At 57.5% G+C, this 16,581-nt stretch carries 15 protein-coding genes and 1 tRNA gene; 8 read left to right on the top strand and 8 right to left on the bottom strand.

All coding sequences use genetic code 11. From position 1 onward, the window contains the following. Positions 1-331: 331 nt before the first annotated feature. Positions 332-730, bottom strand: a complete 399-nt coding sequence (locus tag ACWPM9_RS14340; RefSeq protein WP_484755552.1) for a VOC family protein — start codon at positions 728-730, stop codon at positions 332-334. Positions 731-828: 98 nt separating this feature from the next. On the opposite strand from ACWPM9_RS14340, the gene ACWPM9_RS14335 reads away from it, so the two are divergent. Both ACWPM9_RS14335 and ACWPM9_RS14330 read left to right on the top strand, forming a co-directional pair. Further along, positions 829-1,551, top strand: coding sequence for a helix-turn-helix transcriptional regulator (locus ACWPM9_RS14335; protein WP_484755551.1), 723 nt, complete (start codon positions 829-831; stop codon positions 1,549-1,551). Positions 1,552-1,635: 84 nt separating this feature from the next. Further along, positions 1,636-2,202 (top strand): GNAT family N-acetyltransferase, encoded by a 567-nt coding sequence (locus ACWPM9_RS14330; protein WP_484755550.1) that lies wholly within the window; start codon positions 1,636-1,638, stop codon positions 2,200-2,202. A 243-nt stretch (positions 2,203-2,445) separates the two neighbouring features. Here ACWPM9_RS14330 and ACWPM9_RS14325 read toward each other — a convergent pair whose 3' ends face one another. Continuing rightward, complete coding sequence (locus tag ACWPM9_RS14325) at positions 2,446-3,669, bottom strand: acyl-CoA dehydrogenase (RefSeq protein WP_428185276.1); 1,224 nt, start codon at positions 3,667-3,669, stop codon at positions 2,446-2,448. 329 nt (positions 3,670-3,998) lie between these two features. Between ACWPM9_RS14325 and ACWPM9_RS14320 the strand changes: the two genes are divergently transcribed. After that, positions 3,999-5,219 carry an NAD(P)/FAD-dependent oxidoreductase gene (locus tag ACWPM9_RS14320; protein ID WP_484755549.1) on the top strand — a complete coding sequence of 407 codons (1,221 nt, stop codon included), beginning with the start codon at positions 3,999-4,001 and terminating at the stop codon, positions 5,217-5,219. Positions 5,220-5,330: 111 nt separating this feature from the next. Here the strand turns inward: ACWPM9_RS14320 and ACWPM9_RS14315 are convergent, their stop codons facing one another. Both ACWPM9_RS14315 and ACWPM9_RS14310 read right to left on the bottom strand, forming a co-directional pair. Beyond that, positions 5,331-6,260, bottom strand: a complete 930-nt coding sequence (locus ACWPM9_RS14315; protein WP_428185274.1) for a tyrosine-type recombinase/integrase — start codon at positions 6,258-6,260, stop codon at positions 5,331-5,333. A gap of 227 nt (positions 6,261-6,487) precedes the next feature. After that, entirely contained in the window at positions 6,488-7,486 is a 999-nt protein-coding gene (locus ACWPM9_RS14310; protein ID WP_484755548.1) for a porin, read from the bottom strand. A 665-nt stretch (positions 7,487-8,151) separates the two neighbouring features. Between ACWPM9_RS14310 and ACWPM9_RS14305 the strand changes: the two genes are divergently transcribed. The 3 genes from ACWPM9_RS14305 to ACWPM9_RS14295 all read left to right on the top strand — a co-directional run bounded on the left by ACWPM9_RS14305 (position 8,152) and on the right by ACWPM9_RS14295 (position 10,421). Continuing rightward, positions 8,152-8,241, top strand: a tRNA-Ser gene (locus tag ACWPM9_RS14305). Between the two features lie 238 nt (positions 8,242-8,479). After that, a complete protein-coding gene (gene cysQ, locus ACWPM9_RS14300; protein ID WP_484757657.1) occupies positions 8,480-9,253 on the top strand; it encodes a 3'(2'),5'-bisphosphate nucleotidase CysQ in 774 nt (257 codons plus the stop codon). A gap of 160 nt (positions 9,254-9,413) precedes the next feature. Next, positions 9,414-10,421, top strand: a complete 1,008-nt coding sequence (locus tag ACWPM9_RS14295; RefSeq protein ID WP_484755547.1) for a porin — start codon at positions 9,414-9,416, stop codon at positions 10,419-10,421. A 92-nt stretch (positions 10,422-10,513) separates the two neighbouring features. Here the strand turns inward: ACWPM9_RS14295 and ACWPM9_RS14290 are convergent, their stop codons facing one another. Continuing rightward, a complete protein-coding gene (locus ACWPM9_RS14290; RefSeq protein ID WP_484755546.1) occupies positions 10,514-11,389 on the bottom strand; it encodes an alpha/beta fold hydrolase in 876 nt (291 codons plus the stop codon). A 36-nt stretch (positions 11,390-11,425) separates the two neighbouring features. Beyond that, positions 11,426-13,465 carry a lytic transglycosylase domain-containing protein gene (locus tag ACWPM9_RS14285; RefSeq protein WP_484755545.1) on the bottom strand — a complete coding sequence of 680 codons (2,040 nt, stop codon included), beginning with the start codon at positions 13,463-13,465 and terminating at the stop codon, positions 11,426-11,428. A gap of 218 nt (positions 13,466-13,683) precedes the next feature. Between ACWPM9_RS14285 and dapA the strand changes: the two genes are divergently transcribed. Both dapA and smpB read left to right on the top strand, forming a co-directional pair. Beyond that, on the top strand, positions 13,684-14,568 hold the full coding sequence (dapA, locus tag ACWPM9_RS14280; RefSeq protein WP_484755544.1) for a 4-hydroxy-tetrahydrodipicolinate synthase: 885 nt from the start codon (positions 13,684-13,686) through the stop codon (positions 14,566-14,568). Positions 14,569-14,710: 142 nt separating this feature from the next. Continuing rightward, positions 14,711-15,190 (top strand): SsrA-binding protein SmpB, encoded by a 480-nt coding sequence (smpB, locus tag ACWPM9_RS14275; protein WP_484755543.1) that lies wholly within the window; start codon positions 14,711-14,713, stop codon positions 15,188-15,190. A 68-nt stretch (positions 15,191-15,258) separates the two neighbouring features. Here smpB and ACWPM9_RS14270 read toward each other — a convergent pair whose 3' ends face one another. Together ACWPM9_RS14270 and ACWPM9_RS14265 are read right to left on the bottom strand one after the other, a co-directional pair. Continuing rightward, positions 15,259-15,546, bottom strand: a complete 288-nt coding sequence (locus ACWPM9_RS14270; RefSeq protein WP_484755542.1) for a hypothetical protein — start codon at positions 15,544-15,546, stop codon at positions 15,259-15,261. A 249-nt stretch (positions 15,547-15,795) separates the two neighbouring features. Next, a complete protein-coding gene (locus ACWPM9_RS14265) occupies positions 15,796-16,563 on the bottom strand; it encodes an isocitrate lyase/PEP mutase family protein (protein ID WP_484755541.1) in 768 nt (255 codons plus the stop codon). Positions 16,564-16,581 lie beyond the last annotated feature (18 nt).

The raw sequence follows: 16,581 nt of genomic DNA, 5'->3' as shown, positions 1-16,581 counted from the left end.
CAACGCCCATTTGACCGTTGCCGCGAGCTATATCAACGGCAGCTTCCGGGCACCGCGCCAAGGCGCCTGATTGGCCGGAATGACGCGGCGCAAAGCAGAAATGATTTCCGCAAGGGGGCCGGGAGGGGACTGGCGGGTTCAAGGTCCATGAATGGTCAAGGCGGATATTTTACGCGCAGCTGGCTCGAAATTGCTTTCGGCACAAGGCGATGATTAGGTGGTGTTGAGGGCACCCCCTTCTTTGCGCGTCCATACCCGCCTTTCACAGATCCGGCTCGATCGATCCAAGACAAATTCTTGTCGTGTGCAATGAAGGGCTCGTTTGTAAATTCTATCTGGAGGCGAAGCGGTTCCTGGCTGCCGCCGTTTCCGGCCTGTAAAACGATACTGCATTTCCTTCCGGGTCGCGGAATTGAAACGTCTTGTTGCCCCAGGGCATCGTCTTCATGTCGTGCACCAATGGTACCCTTTCCTTTAGCCGCTCGAATTCGGCATCGATATCCTCGACCTGAAATTCCAGATAGGCGGTGCGGTTCGATCCTGCCTCGCCGCTTCCTGCTTTCCAAAGTGCGACGGTTTCGGCTGCGCCGATTGCCAGCGTCGCACCGGGGCAGACGATTTCGGCAAAAACCGGCGCAAGCCATTCGGCCTTGACGCCAATGACCATTTCATAAAAAGCGACCATCTTGTTCAGATCGGCTGCAATGAGGCGGACTGATGCGAGTTTCATTCTTTTGCCATGGGTTTGAGGGCTGATCGTTAAATTTGCGACCCGTTGCTTGTCGCACAGCCCTCTTGCCACCATTATGGCAGCAGGAGTCAGTAGCGATGCGCCGTGCCGACCGTTTGTTTCAGATCATCCAGATATTGCGCCGTTCGGAGCGGGCGGTGACGGCGGCTGCAATCGCCGAAGAGCTGGAAGTGTCCAAGCGCACCGTCTACCGCGACATCGCCGATCTCATCGGCCAGCGTGTTCCCATTCAGGGGGAGGCAGGATTTGGCTATGTGCTCGATCGCAATTACGACATGCCGCCGCTGATGCTGACCGTCGACGAAATCGAGGCTTTGGTTTTGGGTGCGCAATGGGTCACGGCCCATTCCGACCGTTTGCTGGCCAATGCCGCGCGTGACCTCGTTGCGAAAGTGACAGCGGCGATCCCTGAAGAGCTTCGGCCGTTCATCGCCGAGCCGAGCATTGCCGCGCGACAACCGCTCTTTCCCGAACCCGAAGATGGGCTTGCCGCGAAACTGCGTCAATCGATCCGCGATGGGCGCAAGCTGCTCATCGTCTACCGCACACTGGATGGAAAAACGACAGAAAGAGTGGTCTGGCCGGTCACTTTGGGTTATGCGGAGACAAGCCGTCTGTTGATCGGCTGGTGCGAATTGCGGGCGGGTTTTCGCCACTTTCGATGCGACAGGATTCGATCTGCGGACATTCTCGATCAGCCGATCGGGTTGCGTTCGGGAGATCTGCGCCACCGTTGGCAAAGATGGCGGGCGCAAGAGTTGATGCGGCTCCGAACTGTGGGGAATGATGTTGCCCTATAGCGGACAGGCTGCGCGCGCGTCAGCGCAACGCTGCGATGGCAGCGTTTGTTATGCCATCAATCTAGAACCCAGGAAAATGAGCCGTTGAAAACGATCCGAACCGACCGTCTGGCGATCAGGAATTTCCGTGTGGGCGATGCGGAGGCCTTGTTCGCCTATCTGCGGGAGCCGACTGCGAGTTGCTTCTTCTCGCTAAGACTCGCCGATCTGGCGGCATCCGAAAGCGAGGTTCTAAAGCGCGCTGGCGACGACGAGTATGTCGCCGTTTGCCTGCAGGAATCGGGTGACCTCATCGGCGACCTGTTCGTCCATTCAGATGCCGATTGGCCGGGCGATGAAGAAAAAGCGCAACAATCTGACACGGTATCCGTGGGCTGGAACTTCAATCCACTGTTCAGTGGCGAAGGCTATGCGTTCGAAGCCGCACAGGCCCTGTTTGAAGACTTATTCACGCGTCGGAATAAAAGGCGCATCTACGCCTATGTCGAGGATCACAACACCTCGTCGCGGCGGCTTTGCGAAAAGCTTGGCATGCGAAAAGAAGGCCTCTTCCTGGAATATGTCACGTTCCAGAACGACAGCGCCGGAAATCCGATCTACGAAAACACCATGCAGTACGCCATTCTGCGGCATGAATGGGTTCGACGTTAAACCACATGTCCAGGCTGCCTGTTGGTGATCGCGGGCTAGAGCCTTCATCCGCTTCCCCATCTCGGTCAGGGAGGTGAGGCCAGATAAGCCGCGTGGCTGCCGTGGAAAATCTTGCGGCCGGTGTGAACGGGCGCAATGGGGGGATTATCCCGCGAATGCGATAACGGCGGCCCCACCCTTATCTCACGCAAATCCATAGAAATCGGCGGTCGCCGCACTTGATGCGGGCGACCGCCGCAATCCTTATTGAAAGGCTTGCAGACCGGTCTGCGCACGGCCCAAGATGAGCGCGTGGATATCGTGGGTGCCTTCATAAGTGTTGACGGCTTCCAGGTTCATCACGTGGCGGATCACGCCATATTCGTCAGACACGCCATTGCCGCCATGCATGTCGCGCGAGACCCGGGCGATATCGAGAGCCTTGCCGCAATTGTTGCGCTTCATCAGCGAGATCAGTTCGGCCGGTGCCCGGTGTTCGTCAAACAGGCGGCCGAGACGCAGGCACCCCTGAAGTCCGAGCGCGATCTCGGTTTCCATGTCGGCAAGCTTCTTCTGGATCAACTGGGTGGCGGCCAGCGGCTTTCCGAACTGCTTGCGGTCGAGCGTATATTGGCGCGCAGCATGCCAGCAGAATTCGGCAGCACCCATGGCGCCCCAGGCAATGCCGTAACGGGCGCGGTTGAGGCAGCCGAACGGGCCGGCCAGACCGGACACATGCGGCAGAAGATTTTCTTCCGGCACGAACACGTCCTGCATCTGGATCATGCCGGTGGCCGAAGCCCTGAGCGAGAACTTGCCCTCGATCTTCGGCGTCTCGAAGCCCTTCATGCCGCGCTCAAGCACAAAACCCTTGATCTTGCCGTCATGGGCATCCGATTTCGCCCAGACCACGGCCACATCCGCGATCGGTGAATTGGTGATCCAGTTCTTGGCGCCCGAGATGGAATAGCCGCCATCGACCTTCTTTGCGCGGGTGATCATGGAGCCGGGATCGGAACCGTGATCGGGTTCGGTGAGACCGAAGCAGCCGACCCATTCGCCAGACGCGAGCTTGGGCAGATATTTCGCCCGCTGTTCATCCGTGCCGAAGGCGAAGATCGGATGCATGACCAGCGAGGACTGCACCGACATGGCCGAACGATAGCCGGAATCGACCCGCTCGACTTCGCGGGCAACCAGTCCATAGGCCACGTAATTGGCGCCAACGCCGCCGAATTCCTCCGGAATGGTGGGACCAAGAAGGCCGAGCTCGCCCATCTCGCTCATGATTTCGCGGTGGAAGATTTCATGGCGGTTGGCCTCGGTGACGCGGCTCATCAGTTTGTCCTGACAATAGGCGCGCGCCGTATCGCGGATCATCCGCTCTTCGTCAGTCAGCTGATCTTCCAGCAGAAAAGGATCTTCCCACACGAAATGCGCCATCCTGGCGCGGGCCTGTTCGGGCGTTGCGGTGTGATGGTCACTCATGGGTGCGTCCTTCCGGGAATGGCTGCTTGTTTTGCGACCATAGGTACAACAGCTTTGTCTCCGAGAAAAGCCCGAAGATTCAGGCTTTTCATCTCATTCTCGATCTTGCGGCGATGACTTAAATCATTCCGTTGGGGAATGAGTTGTTGGGTGTGTTCCGTCTTCTGTGGATAGGCACGGGGTTGTCGAGCCGGCGACATATATGGTTACCACCCATGACGCCGTTTGCCGGCCCTGCCATCCTTGACGGGGTGATACCGTCACGGTATCGCTGGACCGCAGATTGCCCGCCGCAAGACGGGAACTTCAGTGCATGGCAGGAGTACGGCGTGACGGACAGGCTGGTCATCATCGGGGCAGGGCAGGCAGGTTTTGCGCTTTCTGCCAAACTGAGAATGCTGGGCGACATGCGGCCGATCACCATGATCGGTGCCGAACCGGAAATCCCCTATCAGCGACCGCCGCTTTCCAAGAAATATCTGCTCGGCGAGATGACGTTCGAGCGCCTGACCTTCCGTCCGGCAGAATGGTTTGTGGAAAACAAAGTCGAGCTCAAACTCTCCACATGGGTAGACGCCATCGACCCTGCGGCGCAGACAGTCACGTGCCGGGGCGGGGAAGAAATCGCCTATGGCACACTGGCCTTTGCCACCGGCTCCACGCCGCGCCGCCTGCCGGCAGCCATTGGAGGCGATCTGAAGGGCGTGTTTGTCGTGCGCGACAAGGCCGATGCGGATTGCCTGGCGGTGGAGATGAAGCCGGGTCGCACACTGCTGGTGGTCGGCGGCGGTTATATCGGCCTTGAGGCAGCAGCCGTGGCCCGCAATCTCGGTCTGGATGTCACCGTGATCGAAATGGGGGAGCGCATTTTACAGCGTGTCGCCTCGCGGGAAACGGCCGATGCCATGCGGGCGATCCACGAAAGCCATGGCGTGACCATTCGCGAAAAGACCGGTCTGGTGCGGTTGATCGGAGAGAACGGACATGTCACCGGCGCCGAACTGGCCGACGGCACGACGATGGCAGCTGATCTCGTGATCGCCGGGATCGGTGCCAGCGCCAATGATGCGCTGGCGACTGCAGCAGGCCTTGCGACGTCGAACGGTATCGTCGTCGATGAATATGCGCGTTCGTCCGATCCGAACATTTACGCTATGGGCGATTGTGCCGTTCTTCCGTGGAAGGGCGCGCAGGTGCGCCTGGAATCGGTGCAGAATGCCATCGATCAGGCGGAAGCCGTAGCGGGCCTGCTGGTCGGTGGAACAGAGCCCTATAGCCCAAAGCCTTGGTTCTGGTCGGATCAATACGATGTCAAGCTGCAGATCGCAGGCTTCAATCTCGGTTTCGATGAAACTCTGGTTCGTCCGGGCACCCGCGAAGGCAGCCGGTCGGTCTGGTATTTTTCCCATGGGGAACTGATCGCAGTCGATGCGATCAACGATGCGAAGGCTTATGTGACCGGCAAACGCCTGCTGGACACCGGCAAGATAACGCCTGATCTGGCGATTCTGGCCGATCCTCAGGCGGATCTCAAACAGCTGCTGCAATAGAATTGTATCGAGGGGGGCGAGGGGGCACTGTCCGGTTCGCGGTGCATTCCCCTTGGCGTGGATCGTACAGGGCTTTTCAGATAGCGGGCGAGGGGCGGGACTTGCTGCGGCCTAGCGCCCGCCACGCTCCAGAATAGGTATGCACATATCCAGATCATGCGATGCCAGATGCGCATAACGCATGGTCATGGACAATGTCTGGTGACCCAGCCACATCTGCACACGGCGGATATCGATACCACCCTGAACCAGACGCGATGCGCATGTGTGGCGCAAGACGTGCGGAACAACATCCTTGTCGTCGCCAAGACCGACAGTCGCCTTGCAGGCATGCCAGCAGGTGCGAAAACGCTGCTGATCGATCATGGAAAAGGGGCCGGGCTTGCGACGATCGCCGTTTTCAACGGCCTTGCGGGCGCGATCGGTCAACGGAACCGAGCGGCTGCGGCCGGATTTGGTGACCCAGAAGGTCGCGCGGCAATCGGAGATATCGTTCCAGCGCAGATTGAGCGCTTCGCTCAGACGTGCTCCGGAATCCACCAGGAAGACACAGAGGCGATAATAGTCATCCGACTGGGACCGGATGGCTTCAAACAGATCGTGTTCTTCCACGCCGTCGAGAAAGCGGATTCGTCCCGCACTTTCCTTTTGGCGTTTGAACTCCGGCAAGCTGTGAATCTCGCCCATCTTGTTGGCCTTTCGCAGCAATTTGCTAAGGGCCGCCATCTTGCGATTGATCGTTGCGTTACTGTTACCGCGCTTGCGCAGGATTCCAATCAGGCTGTCGAGCATATCCTGGCTGAAACAGGCGAATTCCGGTTCAACCAGAAGATCGTGCATTTCGTGGATGAAATTCGTCACATTGTATTTGTGAGGACCGTTCATCCACAGGATGTCGCCATATTTGCGAAACATCTCCCGCAACGACGTATTTTTCACGACAGATAGCCTGGCTCTTTCGCCATGCTGATAGTTTACGCTGTACTCGGGCACATTACCCGTAACGAACGACGCGCCGATACCGGCCTCTACGCTGCTCAAAACCAGTCCCCCTTAAAGAGACGAACGAAAACGCTCGCCGCACACTGAGTAGTGGAGCAAATTGTTATAGTCAATAAACGATATGCAGCAATACGGTCCCATCGTATTCACATATCTATCTTACAAAGGCTTCAAATACGGTCCCATCGCATTGTCGGCCAGCGCCCTTTCAGAGGGCAGAAAACCCGGCCCTAAGGCCGGGTTCCCGTTTCGATCAGATGATCGAATTAGAACGAACGCTGCAGACGGAAGTAACCGCCGAAGTCTTCGGTTACATCGTCATACTCGACGGTAGCGCGAGCAAGCAGGTTTTCGACTGGGTAGTAGTCGAAGGTTACGCCATAAAGGAAGCGCTCTTCGCCACCGACGTATGCTGCTTCACCGTTGTTGTAGGAATCCCAGTACTGAACAGATGGGGTAATTGTCAGCTTTTCAGTAGCCTTGAGGGCGTACGAAGCAGCAATCGACCACTCGGACTGATCCCAGTAGGCGTTGTCGCCTGTGGAGTAGAGGCCAGCAACCTGGAGCGAACCAGGACCAACGTCAGCCTTCACGATACCGCGGATAGCGCCTTCTTCGGTGTTGTTGTCGTACGAACCGAGCAGGTTGGCAGAAACTGGACCGAAGGCAACAGCGAGGTAACCGGTCACACCGATGTCGTGGTAACCAGTGCCTTCAAGTTCATCAAGCGAGATGCCAGCTGTGAAAGCGTCGGCTGCGTAAGTGTATGCAACCGAGACGAATTCTGTTGTGTCGCCGAGGCTGTCGGTTTCGCCAGCAATGCTCGAATCCCACCAGCTGTAGAACCAACCAGCCTGGAAGCCGCCGAGAGCGATATATGCCGAGTCAGCATAGATATCGTTGCTGCCGTTGTTCGATGTGTCCATTTCGAAGGTGATGTAGGACTCAAGAACACCGAGTTCGGTGTCGCTCTTGGCCGAGAAGTTAACCCAAGCAAGGGTCTTCATGTCCCAGTCGTCGCCCTGCGTGCCGTTGGCATGCTTGTCGTCCTGCGTACCGAAGTCGACCTGGAAGCGCATCGCACCAGAGATCTGCAGGCAGGTTTCAGTGCCAGGAATATAGAAGTAGCCGGTGCCGAAAGCGTCGCAAACGCGAACGTATTCCATAGGCTCAGGAGCAGCAGCGACGATGGCGTCAGCGGCCTGCGCGCCAGAAACTGCAGCAAGTGCGGCAGCGGAACCGAGCAAAAGGCTCTTGATGTTCATTATTGACCTCCAGTCAAGTTTGATATGGGTCTGGGTGTTTTGGCTGAAGGACAGCATTCCCTGCCCCATCCCCGTCGATATTCAGAAGACGGACGATCCACCGCCTCGCTTCCGATGTTGAAAATACAAAATGAATGCCGTCATGCAATCAACAAACCGTCGTTTGAAACTTTTCTGCCCCCCCTTCCGTCCATGATGTTGCTGAAAGGACACAAACGGGGTGCTGGCGGCGATGATCTGTTTACTGATTGTTAAGAAAGGCTTTGTTTTTTCAGCACTTACGCTCGCGACCGAAGCTGCAGATGGAAGGCCGCTGTGTCACTATATATAATAGACGGCAATGCCGCCATGCGAAGAGAAGCCCGGAATTGCGGCGTTTGCTAACTGTTGCGTTTTGGTTTTGCGCTCCCCGGGAATAAGTGAGCCATGATCTTTTTTCAGGGCGGTTGTCGTTTGAAGAGAGATTTCGGCCCGAGTCACTGGAAAAAATCGCGGCTGATTCTGGCTTCGGCGATTCGGTGGCCTCATCCCATCGCGGCGATCGTCGGTGATTCACTCAATGTGGACGGTGCGGGGTGGCGTTCCTGGCCTCTTGCGGTGGAAAAAGCGGTAGCCGGTTAAAAAGCCTTGCATTCGTAGTTTCGACGCAATAATCAGGCGTCACCGGAGAGGTGGCCGAGTGGTCGAAGGCGCTCCCCTGCTAAGGGAGTATACCAGAGATGGTATCGAGGGTTCGAATCCCTTCCTCTCCTCCATAACCCCAGCATTCATATAGTCTGCTCGAAAGTGCCGGTTTTCCGGCTCTTTTTACGATTTGGGCACGCCGCACATATCTCGTTGCGCCTTGGCTGCTACGTTGATTCCCGGTGTTTTCAGATAGACCATTGAACAGCGGCGTCTCGATACGGATAATAGGTATGGTGTGTGGAGCAGGTGCTGTATCCGCATATCACCATTGTTGGCGGGTTAGAGCCGGGAGCTGGTAAGGCGGTCATGATCAGCGTTTTCGAGCGGGCGGCGCTTCTGGCCGGTCGCGCCATTCTTGAGGTTTACGAGGCTGGGCCGGATATTTCCTTGAAGGCTGACTGCTCGCCGGTGACCGATGCTGATAACCGTGCAGAGGCCATTATTCTGGGCATTCTGGCCGATTCCTTCCCTGATATACCCGTCGTGGCCGAAGAAGCCGTTGCCGCCGGTCATGTTCCCGATATTGGCAGTGGTCGCTTTATTCTCGTTGATCCGCTCGACGGGACAAAGGAATTCATCGATCGAAACGCCGATTTCACAGTCAATATTGCCCTTATAGAGAATGGGGCACCGATCATGGGCGTGGTCTATGCGCCGGCAAAGGGCGTTGCCTATCTGGGATCGGCCAGTGGGGCGGAAAAACTGACCATTACTCGCCAGTTTGACGTGACTGAGCGCCATCCGATCCAGGCTAGAAAGAGCTGTTTGCCTGTTGTCGCCATCGCCAGCCGTTCCCACAACAGTGCGGAGACTGACGCGTTTCTACGTGACAACGGCATCAGCGGCTGCAAATCCATTGGTTCATCGTTGAAATTCTGTTTGTTAGCCGAAGGCCAAGCGGATGTTTATCCCCGCTATAGCCGCACCATGGAATGGGATACGGCGGCCGGCGACGCCGTGCTTCGCGCTGCAGGTGGCCTGACAACCACTCTCGACGGACATCCGCTTGTCTATGGCAAGCGAAACCAGGCGGCCGATTGCGATTTTGCCAATCCGTTTTTTATCGCCCGGGGCGCGTAGAGCCGAGCGCGACAGCTGGACAGATTTTGGCCGATCCGGTCAGCGTCAAGAAGCGACGCCGTAAAGCTGAAAACATCATCCTCAATCTAAGTTATTGATAAATAATAATTAAATTGACAAATAGTGTTCTTCGAGGCTCATAATTGACTGGAGGTCAATAATGAACATCAAGAGCCTTTTGCTCGGTTCCGCTGCCGCACTTGCTGCAGTTTCTGGCGCGCAGGCCGCTGACGCCATCGTCGCTGCTGCTCCTGAGCCTATGGAATACGTTCGCGTTTGCGACGCTTTCGGCACCGGCTACTTCTACATCCCTGGCACTGAAACCTGCCTCAAGATCGGTGGTTACGTTCGTTTCCAGGTCGACTTCGGTGAAGACACCTACACGACTGCCGCTGGCGGCACCGACGACTGGGATATGGTTACACAGGCTTACCTGACGTTCGACGCCAAGTCTGACACCGAGCTCGGCGTTCTTCAGGGTTACATCGCCCTCGAAAGCGACATCTCTTACGACAGCGACACTTCGATCTATGCTGACGAAGCTTTCCTCGCTCTCGGCGGCATGAAGGCTGGTTGGTTCTACAGCTACTGGGATAGCGGTATCGCAGGTGAAGTTGACAACCTCGGCTCTGCCACAGAGTTTGTCTCGATCGGTTACGAATTCGCTTCTGACGCTTACGCAGTTGGCTTCTTCGTAGACGAATTCGACAAGTCGGACGTTACCAACAACCACGGCATTGGCCTTGAAGCTCAGGTTTCTGGCTCGTTTGGTCCTGTGACTGTAGCGCTTCTCGGCGGTTACGACACCGACGTTGAAGAAGGTACAATTCGTGCGATCGCGACTGCGGCTGTTGGCCCAGGCACGTTCAGCCTTGCTGGCCTCTACTCGACTGACCCGAACGCCTATGGCGATGAATTCGAATGGGCAATCGCGACTTCGTATGCTTTGAAGGCAACCGAAAAGCTGACCATCACTCCCGGCTTCCAGTACTCTGCTAATGCAGCAGCAGCTGGTGTATGGAGCTCGAATGACCAGTGGAAAGCTGGCGTTCTCTTCGATTACGAAGCAGTTGAAAACTTCCACGTCAAGCTCAACGTCAACTACACCGATCCGGATGCTGGCGATGAGACATTCGATGGTTGGTTCCGTCTGCAGCGCGACTTCTAATCTGATCTCCTGATCTGATTACGGAAAGCCCGGCCTCATAGGCCGGGCTTTTTGCATTCTATGGTTGGAGCTTCGATTACATTGACCCGTGATCACCCGCGCGAGAAAAAATCTCCGATCGCCGCGCCGATCCCGTCCAGATGCAAGACCGGCGCGTGGCCCTGTCCTTCAGCTATCACAACCGTAAGCCCGACATGCTTTTCGGCCATCCGCGCAACAATGCCCTCCGTCAGCAGCTTGGAATTCTCCCCCTTCACCACCATCACGGGCAGACCCGCAAACTTATCGAATTGCGGCCAAAGATCCGATGGCGGTTTGCTGAGGTCGAGATCGGCAAACTGACGCGCGATCGCCGGATCGACGTCGGGACGGATCATGCCATCCACCTCGCGGTAGATGGCCGCTGCCATATCGCGGAAATCATCCGCTGAAAGTGCCGTAAATTCAGCGCCATGGTTATCCTGAACATAAGCCGTGGCCTCCTCCCAGTCCTTGGGGGCGGGGCGAGGCGAGGTGAGATAACTTTGAATATGTCGCAGCCCTTCGATGCCAAGTTCCGGCCCGACATCGTTCAAGACAACCGACTCAATCAGCTCCGGTCGCATGGCGATCAGCAGATGCAGGATCAAGCCGCCGCGCGACGTGCCGATAAAACTGGCTTTGGAAACACCGAATGCCGCGCAGGCCGTCAGGACATCGCCTGCCTCGACAACGAGATTGTAGTTCTGCTTGTTGTCGTCCCAGCCTGAGAGGCCGCGGCCACGCGAATCGAGTGTGATCACGCGGCAAGAACTGTCTCTGTCAGTCAGCTGCACCGCCAGATCATGGAAGTCGCGGGAGTTGCGGGTCAATCCGGGCAGGCAGACAATGGTTCGGGTGGCCTTCGGATCGCCGTAGATCCGGGCATAAAGCTTCAGTCCATCGCTGCTGTCATAATATTCCTCGCTGAAACCACTTTGCTGACCCATGAAATCCTCCAATGACTGGACACTTCACGCGATGAGCTAGCGTCCATAGCGCAGATCGTGCTCGATTTCGGCCTTCTGGCCAAGCCGCACTTTGTAGACTTCGTAGTTTTCCATCACCCGCTGCACATAGTTGCGCGTTTCGGGAAAGGGAATGCGCTCGATCCAGTCCACCACATCGTCAATGGGCCGGCCCGTCGGGTCGCCGTAACGGGCAATCCACTGCGGAACCCGCTTTGGGCCAGCATTATAGGCAATGAAGGTCAGGATGTAGGATCCGCCGAAACTGTCGATCTGCTCGCCCAGATAATGCGCCCCGAGCGTGGCATTATATCCCGCATCGCTGGTCAGCCTGTCCGGTGAATAGGCAATTCCGTGCCGACGGGCGACACCCTTGGCGGTTCCCGGCAGTAATTGCAGCAGTCCGCGGGCATTGGCAGGCGAAACGGCTGCCGGATTGAACGCGCTTTCCTGTCGCGCAATGGCGTAGGCCAGGGCCGTGCCTGAGCCCGCAATATTGGCACTGGCCGGGATGACGCCGATCGGAAAGGCAAGCGCCGGCACATCGATACCGCGTCCATAGGCGATCTTGCCGATCTGCAAAGACAGTTGATGATCGCCGGATTTCTCTGCCTTGGCCGTCAGCAAAGCAAGCTCGCCGGGCGAATCGAGTTCGTTTGCAAGTGCGCGATAAAGGCTGGCCGCGCGCCAGCCATGCCCCGCCTGCTCGAAACGCGAAATGGCCTGAACTGCCTCGCGGCGTCCGAATCGGGTGCGCTCCGCTTCGTTCGGCGCCGGATAATCTATCTTCAAACTGGATTGCTTGAGACGCGCCGCCGCGAGCTGGCCATAGAATGTGCTGGGAAAATTGGCGGACTTGCCGAAATTGGCCGTCGCTCTGGCCTTGTCGCCGGCCTCTTCTGCCGTTCGGCCCAGCCAATACCAGGCACGCGAGGCTGAAATCGGCCCGCTGGAGACGCTGAGGATCTTGCTGAAATGTCTGGCTGCCGCCTTTGTGTCATCCAGCCCGCGCAGCGCAAACCAGCCTGCGTGAAATTCCGCGTCAACAATATCGGTCGGTTCCGTGGCAAGATGGTTGGCAACAAGTCGGTAGGCCTTGCTGAATTTCCCATCATCCGCCAGCCCGCGCGCGGTGATGCGCTGTTCGTTCCACCACTCGCCGGGATTGATCAGCTTTTTCGGATCGTGCGGCGCCTTGGCCAGCAACGCTGCCGCCTCGTCATACTTGTCCTGATGCCGCAGGTTCTCAATCTGGATGAAAAGATATGCAGGGTCATTGGCCCATAGATTGTCCACGGCCTGGATCAACTCATCTGCCCTGGACGAGCGATTGATGACGGCACTCCAGGCATTATAGAGCGACGCTGCCTGACCCAACTGCGAAAAGCGTTTCGCCTGGGTCACGCGGCTGCGATAGAGCAAATAGTCCATCCGGGCCTTGTGATCTTCGACGGATAGCAGACCGGGAAAGGCATCAAGGATTGTGTCCTCAAGCTTGGTGTTGAGGGCGTCGCCGTGCCACAGACGAAGGATAAGCGCGCGTGCCTTTGTCTTTTCGCCTTTGGCAAGCTCGGCTTTGGCAAGAACGATGTTTCCTTCAACCGTCTCGGCGCGACTGCTGCCAAAGGCTGCAAGCACCTGATCCGCCGGCGGATCTTCCCGGTAGAGCGCCCGTTCCGAATTGGCGCGAAGGGCTGCCAGACCGGGCCAGGTCTTCAACTCGCGCTGGGCAGCGGCAATGTCTGCGGATGGAACGCTGCTGAGCCCCGACATGGCAATCGACCATGTCAGCATATGGCGATCGAGCGATTGTTTCATGCCGTTGCGGATGGCGAGTGCCTGAGCACCGTCCTTGTTGGAAAGGGCGTCCAGACCGGCCTTCAGATCGCTATTGACGGGCGCAGTTGGCGCGCCATGGTCGGACAGGCTTTCGGCAAAGGGGGCAGGCGGTTTGACAGATGGAACCGGTACGAAGCCAAGCGCATCTTCAGCCACAGCCGGGGCAACGCAGGCGACCCAGATAGCAATTGCGGATGCAAGACAAACACGGCGTGTCATGGGGCTCCTTGAAGCGGCATGGCATTCTGCCGCCCGGTGCAACGCGATTGGCCGAAGCATACCACATCCGAATGATTTCGGGCTTTTACGTTGGCGATTTCTCGCTTAAAAGCCTTGGGCACGCCAGCTTGTCGCCGTCAGGGGGCAAAATGAACTGTGCGCCTCGTAACCGATGAATGCGGCTGAACAATGAATTCGGCCGTCAGGGAGTTTCTTGCATGTTCCAGGGTTCCATGCCCGCGCTCGTCACACCTTTCGCCGAAGACGGCAGTGTCGACGAAGCTGCATTTGCCGCTCATGTGGAATGGCAGATCGCTGAAGGCTCGTCCGGTCTCGTACCGGTGGGCACAACAGGCGAATCGCCAACTTTGTCCCATGCCGAGCACAAACGGGTGGTGGAACTGTGCATCGAAATTGCCAAAAAACGCGTGCCGGTGATCGCCGGTGCGGGATCCAACAATACACGCGAAGCGATTGAGCTTGCTCAGCATGCCGAAAAGGCCGGTGCCGATGCACTGCTGGTGGTTACGCCCTATTACAACAAGCCTACGCAAAAGGGCCTGATTGCGCATTTCTCGGCCATCGCCGATGCCGTTTCGCTGCCGATCATCATCTACAATATTCCCCCGCGCTCCGTCATCGACATGTCACCGGAGACAATGGGCGCGCTCGCCAAGGCGCATAAGAATATTGTCGGTGTGAAGGATGCCACCGGCAAGATCGAGCGCGTGTCCGAACAGCGCATCACCTGCGGCGAGGACTTCGTCCAGCTGTCCGGCGAAGATGCAACCGCGCTTGGCTTCAATGCCCATGGCGGCGTTGGCTGTATTTCCGTGACCGCCAATGCTGCTCCGCGTCTCTGTGCCGAATTCCAGGCGGCGACGGCCGCCGGCGATTTCAAAAAGGCGCTCGAATATCAGGATCGCCTGATGCCGCTGCACAAGGCAATCTTCCTCGAGCCGGGTGTCTGTGGCGTCAAATATGCGCTGTCAAAGCTTGGCCGCATGAAGTTCACCGTGCGCTCGCCGCTGGTGCCGTCGGTCGAACCGTCGACGGCATTGGCCATCGATGCCGCGCTGAAGCATGCCGGACTTCTGAACTGAGCGTATAATGAGACGGCGGGCACAGCCTTGGCTCTGTCCGCCTTTTCTTTGCCGCTGATCGACACTACATAGAAACAATCATGAGCCCCGGCGCGTTTGCAACAGGGCGAAAATAGACATTCCGGGAGAACGGATCGGTATCATGGCACCCAAGGGCAGCCAGCGTGTGGTCAAAAAGATCGTTGCGGAAAACCGCAAGGCACGCTTCAACTATGAGATCATGGACACCTACGAGGCCGGCCTGGTGCTGACTGGCACCGAGGTCAAAGCCTTGCGCGAGGGAAGGGCCAATATCGCCGAATCCTATGCCTCGGACGAAGGCGAAGAGATCTGGCTGATCAATTCTCATCTTCCGGAATATCTCCAGGCCAACCGCTTCAACCACGAACCGCGCCGTCGCCGCAAACTGCTGCTGTCCAAGCGCGAGATCGGCCGCATGCGGGTGGGGATCAATCGCGAAGGCATGACACTGGTGCCGTTGAAGATCTATTTCAACGAACGCGGCAGGGCCAAGCTTGAACTGGCGCTTGCCAAGGGCAAGAAGCTGCACGACAAGCGCGAGACCGCCAAGGAACGCGACTGGAACAGGCAGAAGTCCCGTATTCTGAAGAATTCGGGTTGAACCCACCATCTCCTGGTATTGCCGGCATATCCACTGAATTGAATATGCCGGTCGGTCGCAGGTCTTTGTTAAAGGCCGCTTCGCCCCATCAGCAATAAGAGCGATGCCCGTTCGGAAGCCGCCGCATTGCGCCGCGCGCGCAACAAAGCGTGCGAACACGCGTTGATGCCATCCCCTGACAGTCCGATATCGCGCAATTGCCGCTCGTCGACATCGACGAGACGATTCACTCGATATCCTCGGTTCATGACGCGATAGAGCCAGACCAAGACGCGCACTGGGGAAAAGATGCAGCTGCGCAGTGTCCGAGCGGCAGAGGCAAGCGGGCCTGTGATGTCTTGGTCTATCGAGCTCATGGTCCTGTTCCTTTCAAAAATCAGGCGCAAAGAGGGGTAGCCCGCCTCTCGGTTGAGCAGCAGGGCAAAGGTTTGGGTTGGAGGTTCGACGGAGAGCCGGAAAATAATCGTCGGCTCAGGATGCGGCGCGAAAATGCCGCCACTGCGTCAATCGGTCCAGCGAATGTTTGGAATGTCTCGCATCACGGATGATGATGTTTTGCGGGAAAGCAGTGCGTTTCTACATGCCTATGCCGCGATCCGAGAGGACTAAGCCGCCCCGTAAACCGATGCCGCAGCGTCCTTGATTGCGGCCATGGCCTTTCGGTAGGGACGGGGACCATGGCTGATCCTTGCAACGCCAAGTCTGGCGAGCGTCTCGGTGGACGCTGCCGTGCTCATCGCCGTGATGTTGACGGGAAGGGCGATTGCACCGCAGATTTCGGCGATCAGGTTTTCTGTAGCCAGTCCGGGAACGAAGAACCCGTCAGCGCCAGCCTCCGTATAGGCAAGCCCCCGCGCAATCGCATCCGGCATCAGATCCGGGTGGCGCTCAGCATTGTTTTCGGCCAGAAAATAGTCGTTGCGCGCGTTGATAAAGAGCGGGACCCCTTCAGCGAGCGCCATGGCGCGGATCGCCTTGATGCAGGCGACCTGTCGCTCGACACTGTGCATCCTGCTTTCATTGTCAAAGCTGTCCTCGAAATTGATTCCGACGGCACCGGCTTTGATGATTCTGAGAACATTGGCAGCCACCGCCTCGGCATCGAGCGCATATCCGCTTTCGAAATCCACCGTGAGCGGCAGATCGACTGTCGCCGTTATGCGCGCCGTGACCGTTTCAACCAGATCGAGTGGAATGCTCTCCCCATCGGCATAGCCATGGGCTGCGGCAACAGACCAGCTCCCGGTGGCAAGGGCCGGCGCTCCTGCCTCTGCAACGGCCTTTGCCGAGCCGGCATCCCATATATTGTAGAGCACGAGCGGATTTCCCTTCACGTGAAGGGCGGCGAATGTCTTTGCTTTGTCAGCGCTCAAGGTCAGTTCCAATCTCTT

It is taken from the genome of Agrobacterium sp. H141, from assembly GCF_057158725.1.
Note: the sequence above shows the minus strand (reverse complement) of the source record. Positions and strands in the feature narration are given on the sequence as shown.

Bases quoted from the DNA above. Each gene is read 5' to 3' on its own strand.
- ACWPM9_RS14340 (WP_484755552.1), bottom strand. From the start codon at position 730: ATGAAACTCGCATCAGTCCGCCTCATTGCAGCCGATCTGAACAAGATG.
- ACWPM9_RS14335 (WP_484755551.1), top strand. From the start codon at position 829: ATGCGCCGTGCCGACCGTTTGTTTCAGATCATCCAGATATTGCGCCGT.
- ACWPM9_RS14325 (WP_428185276.1), bottom strand. From the start codon at position 3,669: ATGAGTGACCATCACACCGCAACGCCCGAACAGGCCCGCGCCAGGATG.
- ACWPM9_RS14310 (WP_484755548.1), bottom strand. From the start codon at position 7,486: ATGAACATCAAGAGCCTTTTGCTCGGTTCCGCTGCCGCACTTGCTGCA.
- cysQ (WP_484757657.1), top strand. From the start codon at position 8,480: ATGATCAGCGTTTTCGAGCGGGCGGCGCTTCTGGCCGGTCGCGCCATT.
- ACWPM9_RS14295 (WP_484755547.1), top strand. From the start codon at position 9,414: ATGAACATCAAGAGCCTTTTGCTCGGTTCCGCTGCCGCACTTGCTGCA.
- ACWPM9_RS14290 (WP_484755546.1), bottom strand. From the start codon at position 11,389: ATGGGTCAGCAAAGTGGTTTCAGCGAGGAATATTATGACAGCAGCGAT.
- ACWPM9_RS14285 (WP_484755545.1), bottom strand. From the start codon at position 13,465: ATGACACGCCGTGTTTGTCTTGCATCCGCAATTGCTATCTGGGTCGCC.
- dapA (WP_484755544.1), top strand. From the start codon at position 13,684: ATGTTCCAGGGTTCCATGCCCGCGCTCGTCACACCTTTCGCCGAAGAC.
- smpB (WP_484755543.1), top strand. From the start codon at position 14,711: ATGGCACCCAAGGGCAGCCAGCGTGTGGTCAAAAAGATCGTTGCGGAA.
- ACWPM9_RS14270 (WP_484755542.1), bottom strand. From the start codon at position 15,546: ATGAGCTCGATAGACCAAGACATCACAGGCCCGCTTGCCTCTGCCGCT.